The sequence below is a fragment of the Candidatus Phycosocius spiralis genome, from assembly GCF_030158815.1.
Classification (GTDB): domain Bacteria; phylum Pseudomonadota; class Alphaproteobacteria; order Caulobacterales; family Aquidulcibacteraceae; genus Aquidulcibacter; species Aquidulcibacter spiralis.
In genome coordinates this window covers 62,137-77,505 of record NZ_BPFZ01000014.1, presented here as the reverse complement: position 1 = coordinate 77,505, position 15,369 = coordinate 62,137, and the positions used below count along the sequence as shown (strand labels likewise).

General features: G+C 51.1%; 15 protein-coding genes and 1 pseudogene. 4 read left to right on the top strand and 12 right to left on the bottom strand.

Annotation, left to right across the window (positions count from 1 at the left end):
• Positions 1 to 132: pseudogene (locus tag PsB1_RS10175) on the top strand (transposase); the annotation flags it as partial.
• Here the strand turns inward: PsB1_RS10175 and PsB1_RS10170 are convergent.
• The 3 genes from PsB1_RS10170 to PsB1_RS10160 all read right to left on the bottom strand — a co-directional run bounded on the left by PsB1_RS10170 (position 117) and on the right by PsB1_RS10160 (position 2,697).
• Positions 117 to 413: a hypothetical protein gene (locus PsB1_RS10170; protein ID WP_284361047.1), complete on the bottom strand. Its 297-nt coding sequence runs from the start codon at positions 411 to 413 to the stop codon at positions 117 to 119. The pseudogene PsB1_RS10175 and the gene PsB1_RS10170 overlap by 16 nt on opposite strands.
• A gap of 81 nt (positions 414 to 494) precedes the next feature.
• Positions 495 to 1,700, bottom strand: coding sequence for a pyridoxal phosphate-dependent aminotransferase (locus PsB1_RS10165; protein ID WP_284361044.1), 1,206 nt, complete (start codon positions 1,698 to 1,700; stop codon positions 495 to 497).
• Positions 1,701 to 1,776: 76 nt separating this feature from the next.
• On the bottom strand, positions 1,777 to 2,697 hold the full coding sequence (locus PsB1_RS10160) for an L-threonylcarbamoyladenylate synthase (RefSeq protein ID WP_284361043.1): 921 nt from the start codon (positions 2,695 to 2,697) through the stop codon (positions 1,777 to 1,779).
• 226 nt (positions 2,698 to 2,923) lie between these two features.
• Between PsB1_RS10160 and PsB1_RS10155 the strand changes: the two genes are divergently transcribed.
• Entirely contained in the window at positions 2,924 to 3,406 is a 483-nt protein-coding gene (locus PsB1_RS10155; protein ID WP_284361041.1) for an SgcJ/EcaC family oxidoreductase, read from the top strand.
• 77 nt (positions 3,407 to 3,483) lie between these two features.
• On the opposite strand, the gene PsB1_RS10150 is transcribed toward PsB1_RS10155, so the two are convergent.
• From PsB1_RS10150 to PsB1_RS10140, 3 genes are read right to left on the bottom strand one after another with little or no spacing between them, the layout of a single operon-like run.
• Complete coding sequence (locus PsB1_RS10150) at positions 3,484 to 4,092, bottom strand: YceI family protein (protein WP_284361038.1); 609 nt, start codon at positions 4,090 to 4,092, stop codon at positions 3,484 to 3,486.
• An 8-nt stretch (positions 4,093 to 4,100) separates the two neighbouring features.
• Positions 4,101 to 4,682 carry a cytochrome b gene (locus tag PsB1_RS10145; RefSeq protein WP_284361035.1) on the bottom strand — a complete coding sequence of 194 codons (582 nt, stop codon included), beginning with the start codon at positions 4,680 to 4,682 and terminating at the stop codon, positions 4,101 to 4,103.
• A 5-nt stretch (positions 4,683 to 4,687) separates the two neighbouring features.
• The gene (locus PsB1_RS10140; protein ID WP_284361032.1) at positions 4,688 to 5,350 is read right to left on the bottom strand and encodes a YceI family protein; all 663 of its coding nucleotides are present in this window, start codon (positions 5,348 to 5,350) and stop codon (positions 4,688 to 4,690) included.
• Positions 5,351 to 5,534: 184 nt separating this feature from the next.
• On the opposite strand from PsB1_RS10140, the gene PsB1_RS10135 reads away from it, so the two are divergent.
• Positions 5,535 to 7,340, top strand: coding sequence for an acyl-CoA dehydrogenase (locus tag PsB1_RS10135; RefSeq protein WP_284361030.1), 1,806 nt, complete (start codon positions 5,535 to 5,537; stop codon positions 7,338 to 7,340).
• Positions 7,341 to 7,361: 21 nt separating this feature from the next.
• On the opposite strand, the gene PsB1_RS10130 is transcribed toward PsB1_RS10135, so the two are convergent.
• From PsB1_RS10130 to PsB1_RS10105, 6 genes are all read right to left on the bottom strand, one after another.
• The gene (locus PsB1_RS10130) at positions 7,362 to 8,198 is read right to left on the bottom strand and encodes a CheR family methyltransferase (protein ID WP_284361028.1); all 837 of its coding nucleotides are present in this window, start codon (positions 8,196 to 8,198) and stop codon (positions 7,362 to 7,364) included.
• Complete coding sequence (gene cheB, locus PsB1_RS10125) at positions 8,195 to 9,349, bottom strand: protein-glutamate methylesterase/protein-glutamine glutaminase (protein ID WP_284361024.1); 1,155 nt, start codon at positions 9,347 to 9,349, stop codon at positions 8,195 to 8,197. Before cheB ends, PsB1_RS10130 begins: the two co-directional genes overlap by 4 nt.
• Positions 9,346 to 9,720 (bottom strand): response regulator, encoded by a 375-nt coding sequence (locus PsB1_RS10120; RefSeq protein WP_284361021.1) that lies wholly within the window; start codon positions 9,718 to 9,720, stop codon positions 9,346 to 9,348. The genes cheB and PsB1_RS10120 overlap by 4 nt, the downstream gene beginning before the upstream one ends.
• A gap of 16 nt (positions 9,721 to 9,736) precedes the next feature.
• Entirely contained in the window at positions 9,737 to 10,219 is a 483-nt protein-coding gene (locus PsB1_RS10115; RefSeq protein ID WP_284361019.1) for a chemotaxis protein CheW, read from the bottom strand.
• Positions 10,216 to 12,969 carry a hybrid sensor histidine kinase/response regulator gene (locus PsB1_RS10110; protein ID WP_284361016.1) on the bottom strand — a complete coding sequence of 918 codons (2,754 nt, stop codon included), beginning with the start codon at positions 12,967 to 12,969 and terminating at the stop codon, positions 10,216 to 10,218. The genes PsB1_RS10115 and PsB1_RS10110 overlap by 4 nt, the downstream gene beginning before the upstream one ends.
• 109 nt (positions 12,970 to 13,078) lie before the next feature.
• Positions 13,079 to 13,714 (bottom strand): histidine phosphotransferase family protein, encoded by a 636-nt coding sequence (locus tag PsB1_RS10105; protein WP_284361014.1) that lies wholly within the window; start codon positions 13,712 to 13,714, stop codon positions 13,079 to 13,081.
• Between the two features lie 215 nt (positions 13,715 to 13,929).
• Between PsB1_RS10105 and PsB1_RS10100 the strand changes: the two genes are divergently transcribed.
• Positions 13,930 to 14,490 (top strand): GcrA family cell cycle regulator, encoded by a 561-nt coding sequence (locus PsB1_RS10100; RefSeq protein ID WP_284361012.1) that lies wholly within the window; start codon positions 13,930 to 13,932, stop codon positions 14,488 to 14,490.
• Positions 14,491 to 15,369: the final 879 nt, after the last annotated feature.

The window sequence follows — 15,369 nt, the reverse complement described above, 5'->3', positions numbered from 1 at the left end:
TACTCCGACCCGGCCATGGAAGAAGCCCTGCACGACATCCCGTTGCTGCTCCGGTTTTCCGGGCTGGATGCCTTCGAAGACGTCAAGCCCGACGAAAGAACCATCCTGCGCTTCCGTCATCTGCTGGAGACCATCCAAGACAAACCATGATCACGCGCCATCTGCGTGTTTTTCAAAATGGGATAAATCGCATCGCCGCCCAAAATGGGGGTAGGTGCCAGGCTTGGGTCTTCAGGATTGGGTTTCCAGCCCACACTATATTCGCTGTGAATATGATGATTGCCAGCCAGCCAAGTTCGACCCGCGTCTGCCGGGACGGGCGGGGCAGGCGGCTTTGGTGCTGCTTGTGCGGCCGAATGTGTCGCCAAGAGGGCTGCGAGTGAAAGGGAAGCAAGCTGGGAAAAAGAAGTCACGTCTCAAGCTTCCTTCATCAAGCCTATTGCCTACCGGCCAAATATGACAACTTGATGACGTTATACTGTTTTGATGCCTGTCTAAGTCAGGCTGGCACAAAAGCGCTGGATGCGGGCACAGGCTTCTTCGAGAATTCGGGTGGAAGTGGCATAGGAAATCCGAAACGCTGGGCTGCCACCAAAAGCGCCACCATGCACAACTGCAACGCCTTCAGCCTCCAGCAATTCGCGTGCAAAATCTTCATCATTGGCTAATACGACCCCCGTTGCTGTCTTTTTGCCCATGAGGGCTAAGCAAGAAGGATAGACATAGAAAGCGCCTTCAGGGGTTGGGCAAGAGAGCCCAGTTGCCTGATTGAGCATAGAGACCACCAAGTCACGGCGATCTTGAAAGGCTTGATTGCGACTTACCAAAAAGTCCTGCGGACCATTAAGGGCCTCAACTGCGGCATATTGACTGATGGAGGTGGGGTTAGAGGTCGATTGGCTCATGATGCCCGCCATGCCCTTGATCAACCACGCAGGCCCAGCAGCATATCCGATGCGCCAGCCGGTCATAGCATAGGCTTTAGACACCCCGTTCATGGTCAAGGTCCGATCGTAAAGCGCAGGCTCAACCGCTGCAATGGTTGCAAATTCAAACCCATCATAGAGCAAATGCTCATACATATCGTCGGTTAAGATCATCACATGGGGGTGGCGCAACAACACATCCGCCAAAGCCTGCAACTGCATAGAGCTATATGCGGCCCCAGTTGGATTGGAGGGTGAGTTTATGATCAACCACTTGGTATTGGGCGTAATTGCGGCCTCAAGTTTTTGTGCGCTTAGGCGAAAACCTTCTTCGGCGGTGGCTTCAACAATCACTGGCGTTGCCCCAGTCAATTGGACGATATCAGGGTAGCTCACCCAATAAGGCGCAGGAATTATGACTTCATCACCGGGGTTTAGTGTTGCCATGAAAGCGTTATAGATGATGGGCTTTCCGCCAGGCGCAACGCTGACTTGATCGGGTGTGTAGGTTAGTTTGTTTTCGCGCAGAAACTTCGCACAGATAGCGGCTTTAAGCTCAGGGATACCGTCCACATTGGTGTATTTGGTTTTGCCAGACCGGATGGCAGCAATGGCCGCTTCTTTGATATTATCTGGCGTATCAAAATCAGGTTCGCCAGCACCCAATCCGATGGTATCGCGTCCCGCAGCCTTTAATTCCCGTTCTTTTTGCGTCACGGCCAAGGTAGCAGATGGCTTGATGCGGTTTAGGGCGGCGGACTTCATCGGGGTCATGGGCTTGGTCCTAAATCAGGAAATACCCTTCCTCTTTAGGGTGCTTGGCCGTACGTGCAAGACCGGTCGATGCCACTTAACTGCTATCTTGCGCACTGGCGCGGGTTAAACGCTCAATAATTGCTTCTCCTAATCCCCAGTTTGGGATCGGCGCAACCGCAATGGCTGTGGGGTTTTGCGCATCGGCCAAGCGCAAGATAGCAAAAAGGTTAGCAGCAGCTTCTGTTATGTTACCAGTGGGGGAAAGATTAAAGCTGCCAGCCGGAAAGTTTGGGCCAAACCCAATTAAAATTTCGCCATCACGAGCCGTGTCGGCACTAAGCCGCAGCCGAGCATTTGGGGCATAATGGCGCAGTAACATTCCAGGCGACGCAGGGGCCGCGAAGGCTTCGTCCTTGGGATTTAGTAAGGGACCGGCGACGGCCTCAAGGTCAGCGCGGGCGATGCCGCCTAGGCGTAACAATGTGGCCCGCTCACCGTCTACAGCGATCACCGCACTTTCAAGCCCCACTGAACAAGGGCCACCATCAAGGACCATAGCGATTGCATCGCCCATTTCTTCCCTCACATGGCGGGCCAAAGTCGGCGAAGGTCGACCTGACTGATTGGCCGAAGGGGCACCTATGGGTTTGCCAAATTGTGTCAATAATGCTTGGGCCAGTGGGTGGGCAGGCACCCTGAGTGCAATTGTGTCCAGTCCCGCACATGCGAGGTCGCAAACACTGGATCTTGGCAGGCGCGGAACCACCAAGCTCAAAGGACCTGGCCAAAAGGCCAGCGCAAGTTTTTCTGCTAAAGGGGCGAAGTATCCCAAATGCTTAGCCGCGTCGAGATTGCTAACATGGGAAATGAGGGGATTAAATCTGGGACGTCCCTTGGCCGCATAAATTGCTGCAATCGCTAAAGAATTGGTGGCGTCACCTGCCAAGCCATAGACGGTTTCAGTGGGCATGCCTACCAATTGCCCCGCTTCTAATGCAGCACACGCACGCGTCATCAGCTCTTGGTCTAATGGAGGGGGGTGAGGATGAACCATAGCATGGCTGTGACAGCTTATGGTAAAAAGTCAAAAAAGGATCTCAGCGATCATGCATGGGCGTGCGCTAACCATTTTTAGATCATGAATTCTAACGATTTGATCACGCCTTGATCATATTATTGTGTAGCCCTTGCATGGCGCGACATTTCGCGCCACTTGCCCTATACCAACTTGGAGATTGCTTATGAGAACCTTTACCATTGCTACCATCGCTTTGAGCGCCTTTGTTGCGAGCGCACTACCCGCACATGCAAGTTCGGCTACCCATTGTGCACCCGCAACCCCAGCCGCCGTCGAAGGCTTGTTTACGCAGTTTAACTCGGCTTGGGCAACTAAAGATCCGGCTAAAGTTACAAATTTATTCACCAAGGATGCAGTATTACTCGCAACCGTTTCCAACAAGCCACGTACCACACCAGCCGCAATCAATGATTATTTTGTCGGCTTCTTGAAGAATAGTCCCGTTGGTACCATTCAAACCAGCACCGTTTCCATTGGCTGCAATATTGCAACCCGCTTAGGCACTTGGGATGTGGCGTTGACCAACCCAGAAACCAAGGCTGTAACGGTTGTTAAGGCGCGCTATTCTTTCATCTATAAGTATGAAGATGGCGCATGGAAAATCTATCATTTGCATTCGTCCATGATGCCAGAGCCAACAAGCTAAATCTAAACCTGGCCTTATGTCAGGCCTAGAGCAGGAATGCTTGCGTTAACAGGCTGAAACCTGAAACAGGTTTCAGCCTATTTTTTTATGGCGCGGACTGAAATTGTGACGACCGTTGGGCGCGCGACCCATTCGGCATTGCGATCGGATTCCAAACCAAGCCTGAGCGCGATCCGGTCCAAGGTGACTTGGCCGGTCATGGTCGCTACTGAGCCCGAGATCTTAACATTAAATGGAAAAGCCACGCGGTAATTGACGCCCTTAATCGTCAAAAGGCCTTCACTATTATAGCGGTTCTGACCTAGGGCGCGTATCGAGCTTGTAGTATAATGCGCGGTTGGAAATGTGCGCGTATCAAACCAGTCAGCCCCGGGCAGATTGTCATCGGGCTCTTTAACCCCTGTTTTTGCACTTCCTGTCATAATGGTGATCACGGCTGAGCTGCCTGCAAGATTGGCCGGATCAAAGCGAATATCGCCAGACCATTGCCCAAAACTGCCCTTAATAGCTTTGCCTGCCCAAGTCGTTGAAAAGCCAATCTGGCTGTGCGAGGCATCCAAGGTCCAAGCTTGAGCTGGGGCAAGCTTGCTGGCTTTCTTTGCGGGCGCGGTTTGGGCGTTACAAAGGCTAAAAGGGGTGATGCTGATCCACGATACAAGAGCAAGCCGCGCTATCCAGTGTGACATGCAACCCCCTATTTCACGCGCATGAAGGGCAACATGCGGGCCATCACATCGTCTTCATCTACGAACATATGCTTGAGGGCAGCCCCAACATGGATCACAAAAAGACCTATCACACCCCAAGCAGCAGCGCCATGACCAGCCTTGGCGATCTCATTAAGTTCTTTGCGCCAGGGCAAATCCGCTAGGGGTAGACGGGGCCATTCAAATAGGCCCCAATAATTGGTGGCAATGTTATAAGGCGAGGTTGAAATGATGACCCAGCCGCCCAAAGGAATACCGATCATCAAAGCATAAAGGGCAAAATGGGTGAATTTTGCTGCACCAATCTCCCATCCCTTCATACCAGCTGGAAGCGGGGGTGGGGGATTAGCAATACGCCAAAATAAGCGAAACAGCGATAGCAATAAAATGGTCAGGCCCGCGCTCTTATGGAGTTGGAAGGCTTGGAACTTCTCCGCCCCTTTTAAATCTTCCATTGCCCAGCCGCCAAGGATTTGCACCACAATAGCCGCAGCAATTACCCAATGCAGCAAGATTGCAACTAATGTGTAGGTATCGCGCGGTTTGCCGCCTGACCATGTTTCTCTCATCTGGATTAGTCCTTTTTCAAAAATTCCGCTTCGATGATCAAATCGACCTGATCGCCAATGCCAAAATTGATCCAATTGTTGACCCCAAAATCGGAACGTTTAAAGCTACCGGTTGCCGAAAAGCCAATGTTTTGAACCTTCACGAACGGGTTGATCCGGCCACTATTGTAAACGACATTCAAGGTGACGGGCTTTGTGACCCCAGCCAGGGTTAGATCGCCTGTCATGGTGCCAGTGGTTGGAGAAGTTGCAACCAGTTTGGTGGACTTAAACGTGATCAGGGGATTGGCTTCGGCTTTAAAGACGTCCTTGGCAATCTTGGCATCAAACTCAGGAAGGCCAGTGTTCACCGATGTTGCTTCTATGGCGATGTTTGCCCTCGAGGCGGTTGGGGTTTTGGGGTCGAATGTGATCGAGCCAGAGATTTTGTCAAAACGTGCGGTATAGTTGGACAACCCACTATGGCTCAGGCGCCAATGCACTGAAGTATGGGTTGGCTCAACCACGTAAAGACCTGCTGGTTGCTCTGCCAGATTGGCGGCTTTTGCAGGATCATTCACTGTGGCGGAAGGAGCGGCTCTAGCTGGGTTAGAGGCTAGAGCAGGGACCGTCGCGCAAGCAATCAAAGCGATGGGTGCCAAGAAGACGAAGTGAAAAGGTTGGTGCATATTTAAATCCTTCTAAGGGGTGGCAAGAATGCGTTTACAGCATGGTAAACTGGGCGACACTGAACTAGATAGACGGTATCTGTACACTTGTTGAGTGGTCAATCAAAAAATCTGAAACAGTCCGTTACGAGATCGATCTCTTAACGTATACTGTTCTAAATCGCAGTCTTTGGGATTAAGATCTATGACCTATGCCGCACCAATCCGCGATATCCGCTTTTCCCTTGAAGAGATTGCAGGCTTGGCTGAATGGCGCAGACAAGGGCTATTTTTGGATGCGAGCTCCGATGTTTTAGAACAGATCCTCTATGAAGCGGGCAAACTCGCCAGCGATGTTCTGTCCCCACTTAATGCACCAGGCGATCGCGCGGGCACAGATTTAACCCCGGAAGGGGAAGTCATCACACCTAAAGGCTTCGCTGCGGCGTATAAAGCTTTTGTAGAAGGCGCGTGGCTCAGCGTGTCCTTTGACCCTGCGATTGGCGGCATGGGTTTGCCCAAGGGGGTGGCTTTAGCGGTGCATGAGATGATCCATGCCGCCAATATGAGTTTTGGCCTCTGCCCGATGTTGACCCTTGGGGCGGTTGAAGCGCTCACCGCGCATGGCACGCCAGAACAACAACAACTATATCTGCCAAAACTTGTCACCGGGCAGTGGGCAGGTACCATGAATTTGACCGAACCCCAAGCGGGCTCAGATGTTGGTGCTTTAACCAGCCGTGCTGAACCCCAAGCCGACGGCACATTTAAAATCTACGGCCAGAAAATCTATATTACCTGGGGAGAGCATGACCTTGCAGAAAACATTGTGCATTTGGTGCTTGCCCGATTGCCCGATGCACCAGCCGGGGTTAAAGGCATATCGCTATTTCTGGTTCCTAAGTTCATTCCCGATGCTCAAGGCAATCCTGGTATCCATAATGATGTTCGTTGTATCGGGCTTGAGCACAAAATGGGTATCCATGCCTCGCCGACCTGCACGATGGCTTACGGCGATCAAGGCGGTGCGATTGGTTGGATGATTGGCGAGGCGAATAAGGGCCTTGCTTGCATGTTCACCATGATGAATTCCGCGCGCTTAAATGTTGGATTACAAGGCGTGGCTGTCGGCGATGCCGCTTTTCAGAAAGCCTATGCCTATGCGATGGAGCGCAAGCAAGGCCGTGCTGAGGGTTGGACGGATACGGGACCAAGCCCGATTTTTCACCATGCTGATGTGCGACGCATGTTGATGACCATGAAGGCGAAGGTGTCTGCGGCGCGGTCGATCTGCCATATGACGGCTTTAGCTTCTGACCTGTCAGTGCATGCAAAGTCATCACAAGCGCGCGAAATTGCTAAAGCCCGAGAGGAACTTCTAACACCGATCGCCAAAGGTTGGTCGACCGATATGGGGGTCGAGATTGCCTCTTTGGGTGTCCAGATTCATGGTGGCATGGGGTTTGTGGAAGAAGGCGGGGCGGCACAATTCTACCGTGATGCTCGCATTGCGGCCATATATGAAGGCACCAATGGTATTCAAGCGATAGACCTGGTCAGTCGTAAACTGACGATGGATGATGGTGCCCCAGTTGCGGCCTTGATTGAAGATATCCGAGCCACATCTTTAGCCTGCGAGCAATCTGGTCATGAGCAAGTCAAATGGATCGGAAAGCGTTTGAGTGAAGCGGTCGATGTGTTTTCCGACGCCGCCCATTGGTTGATCCGGGCCCAAGCTGGCAATGCCAAGCGCGACGCTTTGGCTGGCGCTACCCCGTTTTTGAAGCTGGCAGGAGATGTGATTGGGGGTTGGGCCCTAGCCAAAGGGGCTTTAGTGGCTTTAAACCACCTCAAGGATAAATCGAGGGATGTTAGCTATATGATGGCCCGTATATCGCTTGCAGGTTTTTTTGCCGAAAATGTACTGGCCCAGGTGCCTGGGCTTTTATCCTCGGTCACGGCAGGTTCGGATATGTTGTACGCGCCCCAGATTGACGCCTTGGCAGGGTGAAGTTCAAGGTTGGACTGGTCATTAAGCCGCAGTGCGGGTCCCAATTTTATTGGGGTCTTGCACATAAAGACCTCGGCTACCAGCAATTGGCTTAAAGCTTTCTGTAACGCCCAGCACGGTTTCTGCCGCCCCCAACAATAAATACCCAGGTCCTTCCACTTGTTGGGCCATTCGTTCCAAGACAGCTTTTTTGGTTGCTACATCAAAATAGATCAAGACATTGCGGCAAAAGATCACGTCAAAACGACCAAGAGATCTAAAGTCGTCGAGAAGGTTCATGGTGCGATAGCGGATTGAGGATCTCAAAAGCTCATCAATTTTCCAAGATTCTCCCTCCTTTTTGAAATGCTTCAAGAGCATTTGAACCGGCAAGCCGCGCTGAACTTCAAATTGCGTATAAACCCCAGATTTGGCCTTTTCTAAGCAACGTTCAGAGATATCAGTCCCAATTATTTCAAGCTTACAGCCACCCAATTTGGGCGTTAAGGCTTCCCCAAGCATCGCGAGGGAATAGGGTTCTTGGCCTGTTGAGGCTGCAGCGCACCAGATTTTAATGATTCCACCACGCTTGCGAGAAACTAAATCAGGCACAATCGTTTGCTCAAATATATCAAACGGAGTTTTGTCGCGGAAAAAGAAGGTTTCATTAGTTGTCATGGCGTCGACCACCAAATCGATCAGCTTCTGATCACGGCGCTGTCGCATGGACCCGACCAAATCTTCGATTGAAACATAGCCCTCCTTCCGCACAATGGGGGCCAAACGGCTTTCAACTAAATAAGACTTGTCATCAGATAGGATCAGCCCGGATCGTTCCCGTACCAGGTTGGAAACATAGTCAAAGTCGGCGGGCTTCATACAAATACTCCACGCAGGGCGCTCAAAATCGCAGGGGCGATTTCATCAAGGGGCTTACAAGAGGTTGCCAAGCCTGCGCGTGCCACAGCACCGGGCATGCCCCATACCACACTACTATCCTCATCTTGGGCGATTAGATGTGCACCTTTAGCCACCAACGGTTTGCATCCGAGAAGGCCGTCTTGCCCCATACCGGTCAGGATTACGACCATCGCACGATCGCCATAAGATTCCTCCGCGGAGCGTAGCATCGGATCTACAGACGGACGGCAGAAGTTTTCAGGCGGATTGGCATTCAAACTGATGCGGGTCACTTTCAAGTTGCGTGTGACCGTCATGTGCCGATCGCCTGGTGCAATGTAAAACACACCTGGCTGGACTTGCTGACCATCGCTGGCTTCCACCACACTGGCTTTGGTTTGCTTGGACAAATGCTCCGCCAAAATTTTGGTAAAGAGCGGGGGCATATGTTGGGTGATGAAAACGGGCACTTGGATTTTGCCAACAAGGCCAGCAATAACGACCCTAAGTGCCTCTGGCCCGCCAGTTGAGGAACCAATAAAAATAGCTTCTGGATTTACTTTGGTGCTGGGTGCGCGCAACCTGATGCTGGATGAATTCGAGGTGTTTTGCGCGTTCGGCAATGGGCGAAATGGTGGTGGTCCAGAGGTATCTAGGCTCGGGGAGCCTGCGCGGGCCTTAAGGGCGCGGGCCCCTAGGACGCGAATCTTATTCACTAAATCGCGCTTGTAAGCATCAGCACCAGCCAAGTGGTTCGCATCAGGCTTTGGAATATAGTCAGAAGCTCCAGCCGATAGAGCTTTAATGGTGATTTCAGCTCCGCGCTGAGTCAAGGTTGAAGCCATGATCACCCGTGCATGGGGGGCATTTTTTCGGATCGCGGGCAAGGCCGTAACGCCATCCATGACAGGCATTTCAATATCGAGAATGACGATATCGGGCTTAAGCCGATCGGCTTGATCCGCGCCTTCCTTGCCATTAACTGCAACCCCGGCGATCTCAATGTCAGCTTCGTTTTCCAGCCAGCGTGTAACTAAGCCGCGGATAACGGCTGAATCATCGACGATCAATACTCGAATTTTACGCGTGAGGGCTTGCCCATTCATTGGTTGCATAGAAGCAATTGTCATGTGGGGAGAACCAATCCAACTTCAGCAAATTTGGATTGCACAATTTCGCTGTCAAAGGGTTTCATAATATATTCATTGGCACCACATTCCATCGCTTGCGCTATAGCTGATATGTCATTTTCAGTGGTGCAAAAGACCACCACTGGGCGATCTCCACCAGGATCAGCACGCAGGTTTTTCAAGAAATCCAAGCCATTCATAATGGGCATGTTCCAGTCCAGCAGAATAGCATCGGGCATTGTGCTACGACAAAAGGTCAAAGCTTCTGAACCATCGCCCGCTTCTTCGACATGAAATGAGAGGTCTTCTAGAATCCGCCTTGCAACTTTGCGGATCACACGGCTATCATCGACGACAAGGCAAGTCTTCATGGATCTATTTCCCGTACTAGGCCGCAGCAACCCTGAGGAGGTGTTCAATATCAAGGACCATCAACAAGCGGCCGTCCAAGCGATACACGCCTTGACTGACATCCTTCCAAATGGAGTCAAGATTGACAGGATTGGGTTCAAATTCCTGATCAGCTAAGCGCAAGACTTCGCCGACTTGATCAACCAAAATGCCGTAGGATTCGTTTTGAAACTCCACCCCTACAGCCATCATTCCGGCATAGCCTTGCGGACGTTGGGGAAGGCCTAAGCGTTGACGGGCGTCAATGGCGGTGACGATCCGGCCGCGTAAATTCAAGACCCCGGCTATTTCAGGGCGTGCACCTGGAACCGGTGTCAGACTTTTCAACGAGAACACATCTTGGATATCGGTCACCTGAACGCCGAGCAATTGATCGGCGACATGAACAGTGACAAATTCCTTGGTTCCAACCTTGGCCAGCGCCAAGTCGCTTTCACGTCGGTTTGCTGTTACGGTCATGCGGCAATCTCCAACTTAGAGGCCATTTCGATGGCAGCAATCAAGCTTTCGCGATCCGATTTCCGGACCAAGGATGCAAAGCCTGTTGCATCGGCGTCTGGTGAACCTGACAAGGCTACAATAGTGGTGCCACTCAAACGTTCATCATGCAGAAGACGCCGGGCTGAGGCAACATCGGCGTCAATATCAGTCAAAACAGCAGAAGGTTTCCGGTATTCGGCGCAAACCAAAGCAGCAGAAACGGTATCTACAGCTTCGACTTCATAGCCAGCCGCACGCAACAATGGGGATAGCAAATTGCGGAAGAATGGATTGCGTTCCACCAGCACAATGTGCTTGCCGGGCTGATTACGTGTAGGATCATCCCAATTGTTTAAGGCAAGGCTGAGATAATGACCAACATCAAGAATTTCAGTAGCCTTACCCTTAAGAACTGCAATCCCAGTCAGGCCCGGCCGATCTGCTGCCATCTCCACATGCAAGGGTTCCTCAACAATATCAACAATCTTATCGACTGCCATACCAGCCGCTTCACCATTATAGGTGAACACCAGCACCGGCTGGACGCCACTTGTGACAATGGTTGAATAAGGATCTGCCGCCACAATTGGCATCAACTCACCGCGATATTGTACCAAGGTGCGGCCATCGCCTTGCTCGAAGCTCGTTGCATCCAATTCCTCTAAGCGTGTCACCAAGGATAATGGAACCGCTTTCGGCTGCTCCCCGCCCGCTTGGAACACGATCATGGATGTAGTTTCTAGCCGCTGATCACGCGATTTTTGAACATCGGCTTCGATCTCTTCTACCACATCTTCTACTTGACCAACTCGGCGATACACGCAAGCTGGATCAATGATCATAATGACAGAACCGTCTCCCAAGATCGTGGCCCCTGAGAAGGTACCAACATTGGTCAGCGCTTTGGATAAGGGCTTAACAACAATTTCTTCGGTGTCGAACACTTCATCTACCACAACGCCGAACAATTGGCCCGATTGCTGCATCACCACGACAAAGGAGGATAGTGCTTCTGACTCCATGTGCTCATTAGGTGCCACTCCCAAAACTTCTGATAAGTCAACCAATGGCAATAATCGGTCCCGTAATCGGAGAACCCTGGCAGAATTAAGAATTTCCACCTTATGGTCTGATGCGGCCCCTGCCCCAACCAATTCCACAATCGACAATTGGGGAATGGCAAAACGTTGCTTCCGCGAACCCACCACCAAGGCCGAGACAATCGCTAGGGTCAACGGGATTTTGATGAAAAATTTGGTGCCGCGCCCTTCGGTCGATTGCAAATCAATCGTTCCTCCTATCAGTTCAATATTGGTGCGAACCACGTCCATACCTACACCCCGCCCAGAAAGACTGGTCACAGTGGCGGCTGTTGAAAAGCCTGGTGCAAAAATAAAGCGGTGAATTTGCGCGTCCGATAGGGTCCATGCCTGCTCTTCAGTTACGATATTATTTTTGATTGCTTTTTCACGGATACGCGACGTGGCAAGGCCTGAGCCATCATCTGAGACTTCAATTACAATATGACCACCCTCATGATAAGCGTTCAGACGAATTATACCGGTCTCTGACTTGCCCGCCGCGATCCGCGCTGTGGGGTTTTCTAGACCATGATCGCATGAATTTCGGATCATATGGGTGAGCGGGTCTTTGATTAACTCAAGGACCTGGCGATCAAGCTCTGTAGCTTCCCCATCCATAATGAGATCAATTTTCTTGCCCAAGTCACGCGCGGCATCACGCACAATTCTTGGTAATTTCTTCCAAGCAGAACCGATGGGTTGCATGCGGGTCTTCATCACGCTGTCTTGTAATTCGGCCGTGACCGCTGAAAGGCGCTGTAGCGGGCCCTTGAACTCACTGTCCGTGACGTTTCGCACCATTTGCATCAGTTGGTTGCGTGTCAAAACCAGTTCAGAAACCATGGTCATCAAGGTTTCAAGCACTTCAACATTTACCCGTATGGTTTGATTGGAGGCAACCGCGGTTCCTTTAATCGCTATATCCTCTTCATCTTCCTTGATGATTAGCGCTTCCGGCTCGCTAAGTCGAACACCCGCAACACCAAGTCCGATCGGCAGATCTGAATCCTTAGCGGAATCGGAGGGCGTATTGGGGCTTGACGCTGCTTGTGCTTCATTTTCATCGTCAGGCGTGGCTGACCGGAAAGCAGCTTCCAAATCAGCTAAGGAAACCTCACCGGGGCGTAATTCGCGCCCAAGGTCAGCATCCCAGCGGGTGGAATTGGCCGCTGCCACTTCAACTTGGCCAGGAGCTGCATTCGATTGTGCGGGCTGATGTGGCTCTGGCGCGGCATCTTGTCCATTTTGCGTGTGGCTATCTTGTGCATCTTCGCCTTCTGCGGCACGCTCCAAAGCCCCGATCAAATCGCGATCATCGCCTTGTGGCTCTGTCCCATTGGCTTCTAGACCTGCAAGAATTTCCTTAATGCGGTCGATGCTTTCTAGAACCAATTGTACCTGATCTGGTGTTGCTACCAACGTCCCATCGCGGAACTTCCCCAACAGGGTTTCACCAGCATGCGCCAGAAATTGTAACCTCGGAAGACCTAAGAATCCACAAGTACCTTTAATGGTATGAACAAGTCGAAATATACTATTCAGCGTTTCACCATCGGTTGGATCAGCCTCGAATACAACAAGTTGGGTATCAACTGTTTCAAGGAATTCATTCGTTTCAGTTATGAATTCTCCAAGAAGTTCGTCCATTAATCTAGCCCTTTGTTGCCTTGATGAAGCAATACCTTGCCTCTACCTAAACTGCACCATGAAGGGAGACAGTTAAGACAGGACTAAATTTTCGGTTCTAACGGTAAAATTATGCGCTCAAGCGCATGATCAGCTCAATACGTTCTTCGCTTTCACGCGCCGCCAATTGCGCCCGCGCGGCTGTAGCCGTCAAATAAGCTAAATAGGGTTGAACAGATCGGCCATCAAACCCACCTTCGGGTAGGTCCCCAGCAAGACCTGCCCGAACAGACGGCTTTAGTGTGGCACGTATACCACACGCTGTGACGCTTAAGGTCAGTTTGTCTTCTTCTTGAGTGCCGTTAACTTCGATCATGCCACCGCGTGGCAGGCAGTCGAGCCCGACTAAAATCAAATTCATCAAAATGCGGGCCGCCGCACGTGGGACGGTTTGAATCGTAAGATTCCAAATAAGATCAGGTTTTTGGCCTTGAACGAAGCGAAGGGCAAGATCTTTGAGATCGCCAAGATCGGTGGAGCCTAAACCAATGGTCCCGGCACCAAAAGTCGCACGCATGAATTCCAGCTTGACCGCAGCTTGTCCGGCCGATGAGCGGATCAGTTCCATCGCCTGCTCTCGCATATCCGCCCCGTGGTCATCGGCAAGAATATCCAAAGCCGTCGTGAGGGCAGAAACCGGTGACACCAAATCGTGGCAGATGCGCGATGATATAAGGGCAACAAGGGTTGAGGCATCGATTAGCATACCATATCTGTGCCTCGATTCGGGCAAATAACAGGCATCAAGGGCAGATGCCGCATCAAACCTAGGCCCGATGAAAACTTATCAACATGTAGATGAGCGTCCGAATGTGTGGACAATTTGATTACTAGCCCTTGTGTTAGCGAAGACAGAAGCTACTATGGGTGGACATTCACACAAAGGGCTTAACAAGCCTGCTACTATATATGGGGACTTTCATGACCAATGGTTGGACAGATGATCGCGTCACACTTCTTAAGAAGTTGTGGACTGATGGGCTGTCGGCCAGTCAAATTGCCAAGCAGCTTGGCGGCGTGACCCGTAATGCCGTGATTGGCAAGGTGCATCGTCTGGGCTTGGCTGGGCGTGCCGCCCCTTCCCGCCCGATCAAGCGTATGGCTACTCCTATGACCCGGCATCGGCCAGTTTTGGTTGTGGCACCACAGGTCGCCGCCAAAGTAGAAGCTGCCGTCAAAGCTTTAGGCCCCGCCAGCCAAGATGAGACTATGGCCAAGCCAAAGCCAGCGGTCCCAGCCCAAAGGCGGGGTGATTTAATCGGGGTTTTGCAATTGGGCAATCATATGTGCAAATGGCCCATTGGCGATCCTGGTGACCCTGATTTCGGCTTTTGCGGGGTACATTGTTCATCCGGAGCGGTCTATTGCACCGAGCATACGGCCATCGCCTTCCAACCTGCCGTGAACCGTCGGCAAGGGGTTTCCAAGGAAGACCGCGCAGCTTCAGAGGCACGCCGCTTGGCCCGCTTGGCAAATTTCTAGAAAAGATACACTCCAGTGCACTCAAAATGTCATAACCTACAGGCTGACTAAATACATTGCCACTTAGAACCCATAATTGGATAAGGCTAAGCTCATTGCATCAACTTTGGGTAGAACTTGTCACTGGGAAACATGCGGGCAAGCTTAGCTGATAAATCAACATGATTGAGCGAGCCGCTACATATATTCTGTGATGGAGTTTATAGACGCAAAAGCGATCACGGAATACGAAAGATCAATACGCTGATTTTTTCATCAATACTTTATTCGTGTTAAACATGCCGACCTGATTGAGACATGGCTGAGGTTTATCTTTACTGTTGGCAGCAATCTTTGGTTCTATCGCCAAATGTTATCGAATGTCATGCTCAGTATCTAAAGCAATCAGGTTTTAGGGCTCGTAAGCTGTGTAACCCGACAGGCTTCACAAATTCAACTGCTTCATCGGCTTGCGAAATCTATTTCCAATCAACGCTACGTGGTGCGCAAGCCGATTTCGCATCTGATAACCTGTTTCAAGCTGGTCGGGAACGTCCGAGCGCTTCAGTCTTTGGTCGGGAAAAATTTTAAGTCTGGTGCGCCATTGCAGGAGCTCATTTAAGGGCGCTTAAAGGCGCTTCCAACATGCAAATGTCGGGGCTGCAATGACTTATCCATCGCAAACCGGAATGTTACACCTCTTCTTTACAAGATTACTAGGCCTTATATTTTTGGGTATGTCAGCAGGTATGGCTATAGCCTTTCGCACTGTCTTCGCAGCCTAGCTCTGTTTTACATACTGTAAAGCTTGGCGCTATCACCCGCAGTGACAATCCTTTTCTTGTCACCTTTTCTAGTGCAAGTTCAAATGGGTGCTGCTGCAGCCAATTGGCAGCTCAG

Bases quoted from the DNA above. Each gene is read 5' to 3' on its own strand.
- PsB1_RS10165 (WP_284361044.1), bottom strand. From the start codon at position 1,700: ATGACCCCGATGAAGTCCGCCGCCCTAAACCGCATCAAGCCATCTGCT.
- PsB1_RS10160 (WP_284361043.1), bottom strand. From the start codon at position 2,697: ATGACGCGTGCGTGTGCTGCATTAGAAGCGGGGCAATTGGTAGGCATG.
- PsB1_RS10155 (WP_284361041.1), top strand. From the start codon at position 2,924: ATGAGAACCTTTACCATTGCTACCATCGCTTTGAGCGCCTTTGTTGCG.
- PsB1_RS10150 (WP_284361038.1), bottom strand. From the start codon at position 4,092: ATGTCACACTGGATAGCGCGGCTTGCTCTTGTATCGTGGATCAGCATC.
- PsB1_RS10145 (WP_284361035.1), bottom strand. From the start codon at position 4,682: ATGAGAGAAACATGGTCAGGCGGCAAACCGCGCGATACCTACACATTA.
- PsB1_RS10140 (WP_284361032.1), bottom strand. From the start codon at position 5,350: ATGCACCAACCTTTTCACTTCGTCTTCTTGGCACCCATCGCTTTGATT.
- PsB1_RS10135 (WP_284361030.1), top strand. From the start codon at position 5,535: ATGACCTATGCCGCACCAATCCGCGATATCCGCTTTTCCCTTGAAGAG.
- PsB1_RS10130 (WP_284361028.1), bottom strand. From the start codon at position 8,198: ATGAAGCCCGCCGACTTTGACTATGTTTCCAACCTGGTACGGGAACGA.
- cheB (WP_284361024.1), bottom strand. From the start codon at position 9,349: ATGACAATTGCTTCTATGCAACCAATGAATGGGCAAGCCCTCACGCGT.
- PsB1_RS10120 (WP_284361021.1), bottom strand. From the start codon at position 9,720: ATGAAGACTTGCCTTGTCGTCGATGATAGCCGTGTGATCCGCAAAGTT.
- PsB1_RS10115 (WP_284361019.1), bottom strand. From the start codon at position 10,219: ATGACCGTAACAGCAAACCGACGTGAAAGCGACTTGGCGCTGGCCAAG.
- PsB1_RS10110 (WP_284361016.1), bottom strand. From the start codon at position 12,969: ATGGACGAACTTCTTGGAGAATTCATAACTGAAACGAATGAATTCCTT.
- PsB1_RS10105 (WP_284361014.1), bottom strand. From the start codon at position 13,714: ATGCTAATCGATGCCTCAACCCTTGTTGCCCTTATATCATCGCGCATC.
- PsB1_RS10100 (WP_284361012.1), top strand. From the start codon at position 13,930: ATGACCAATGGTTGGACAGATGATCGCGTCACACTTCTTAAGAAGTTG.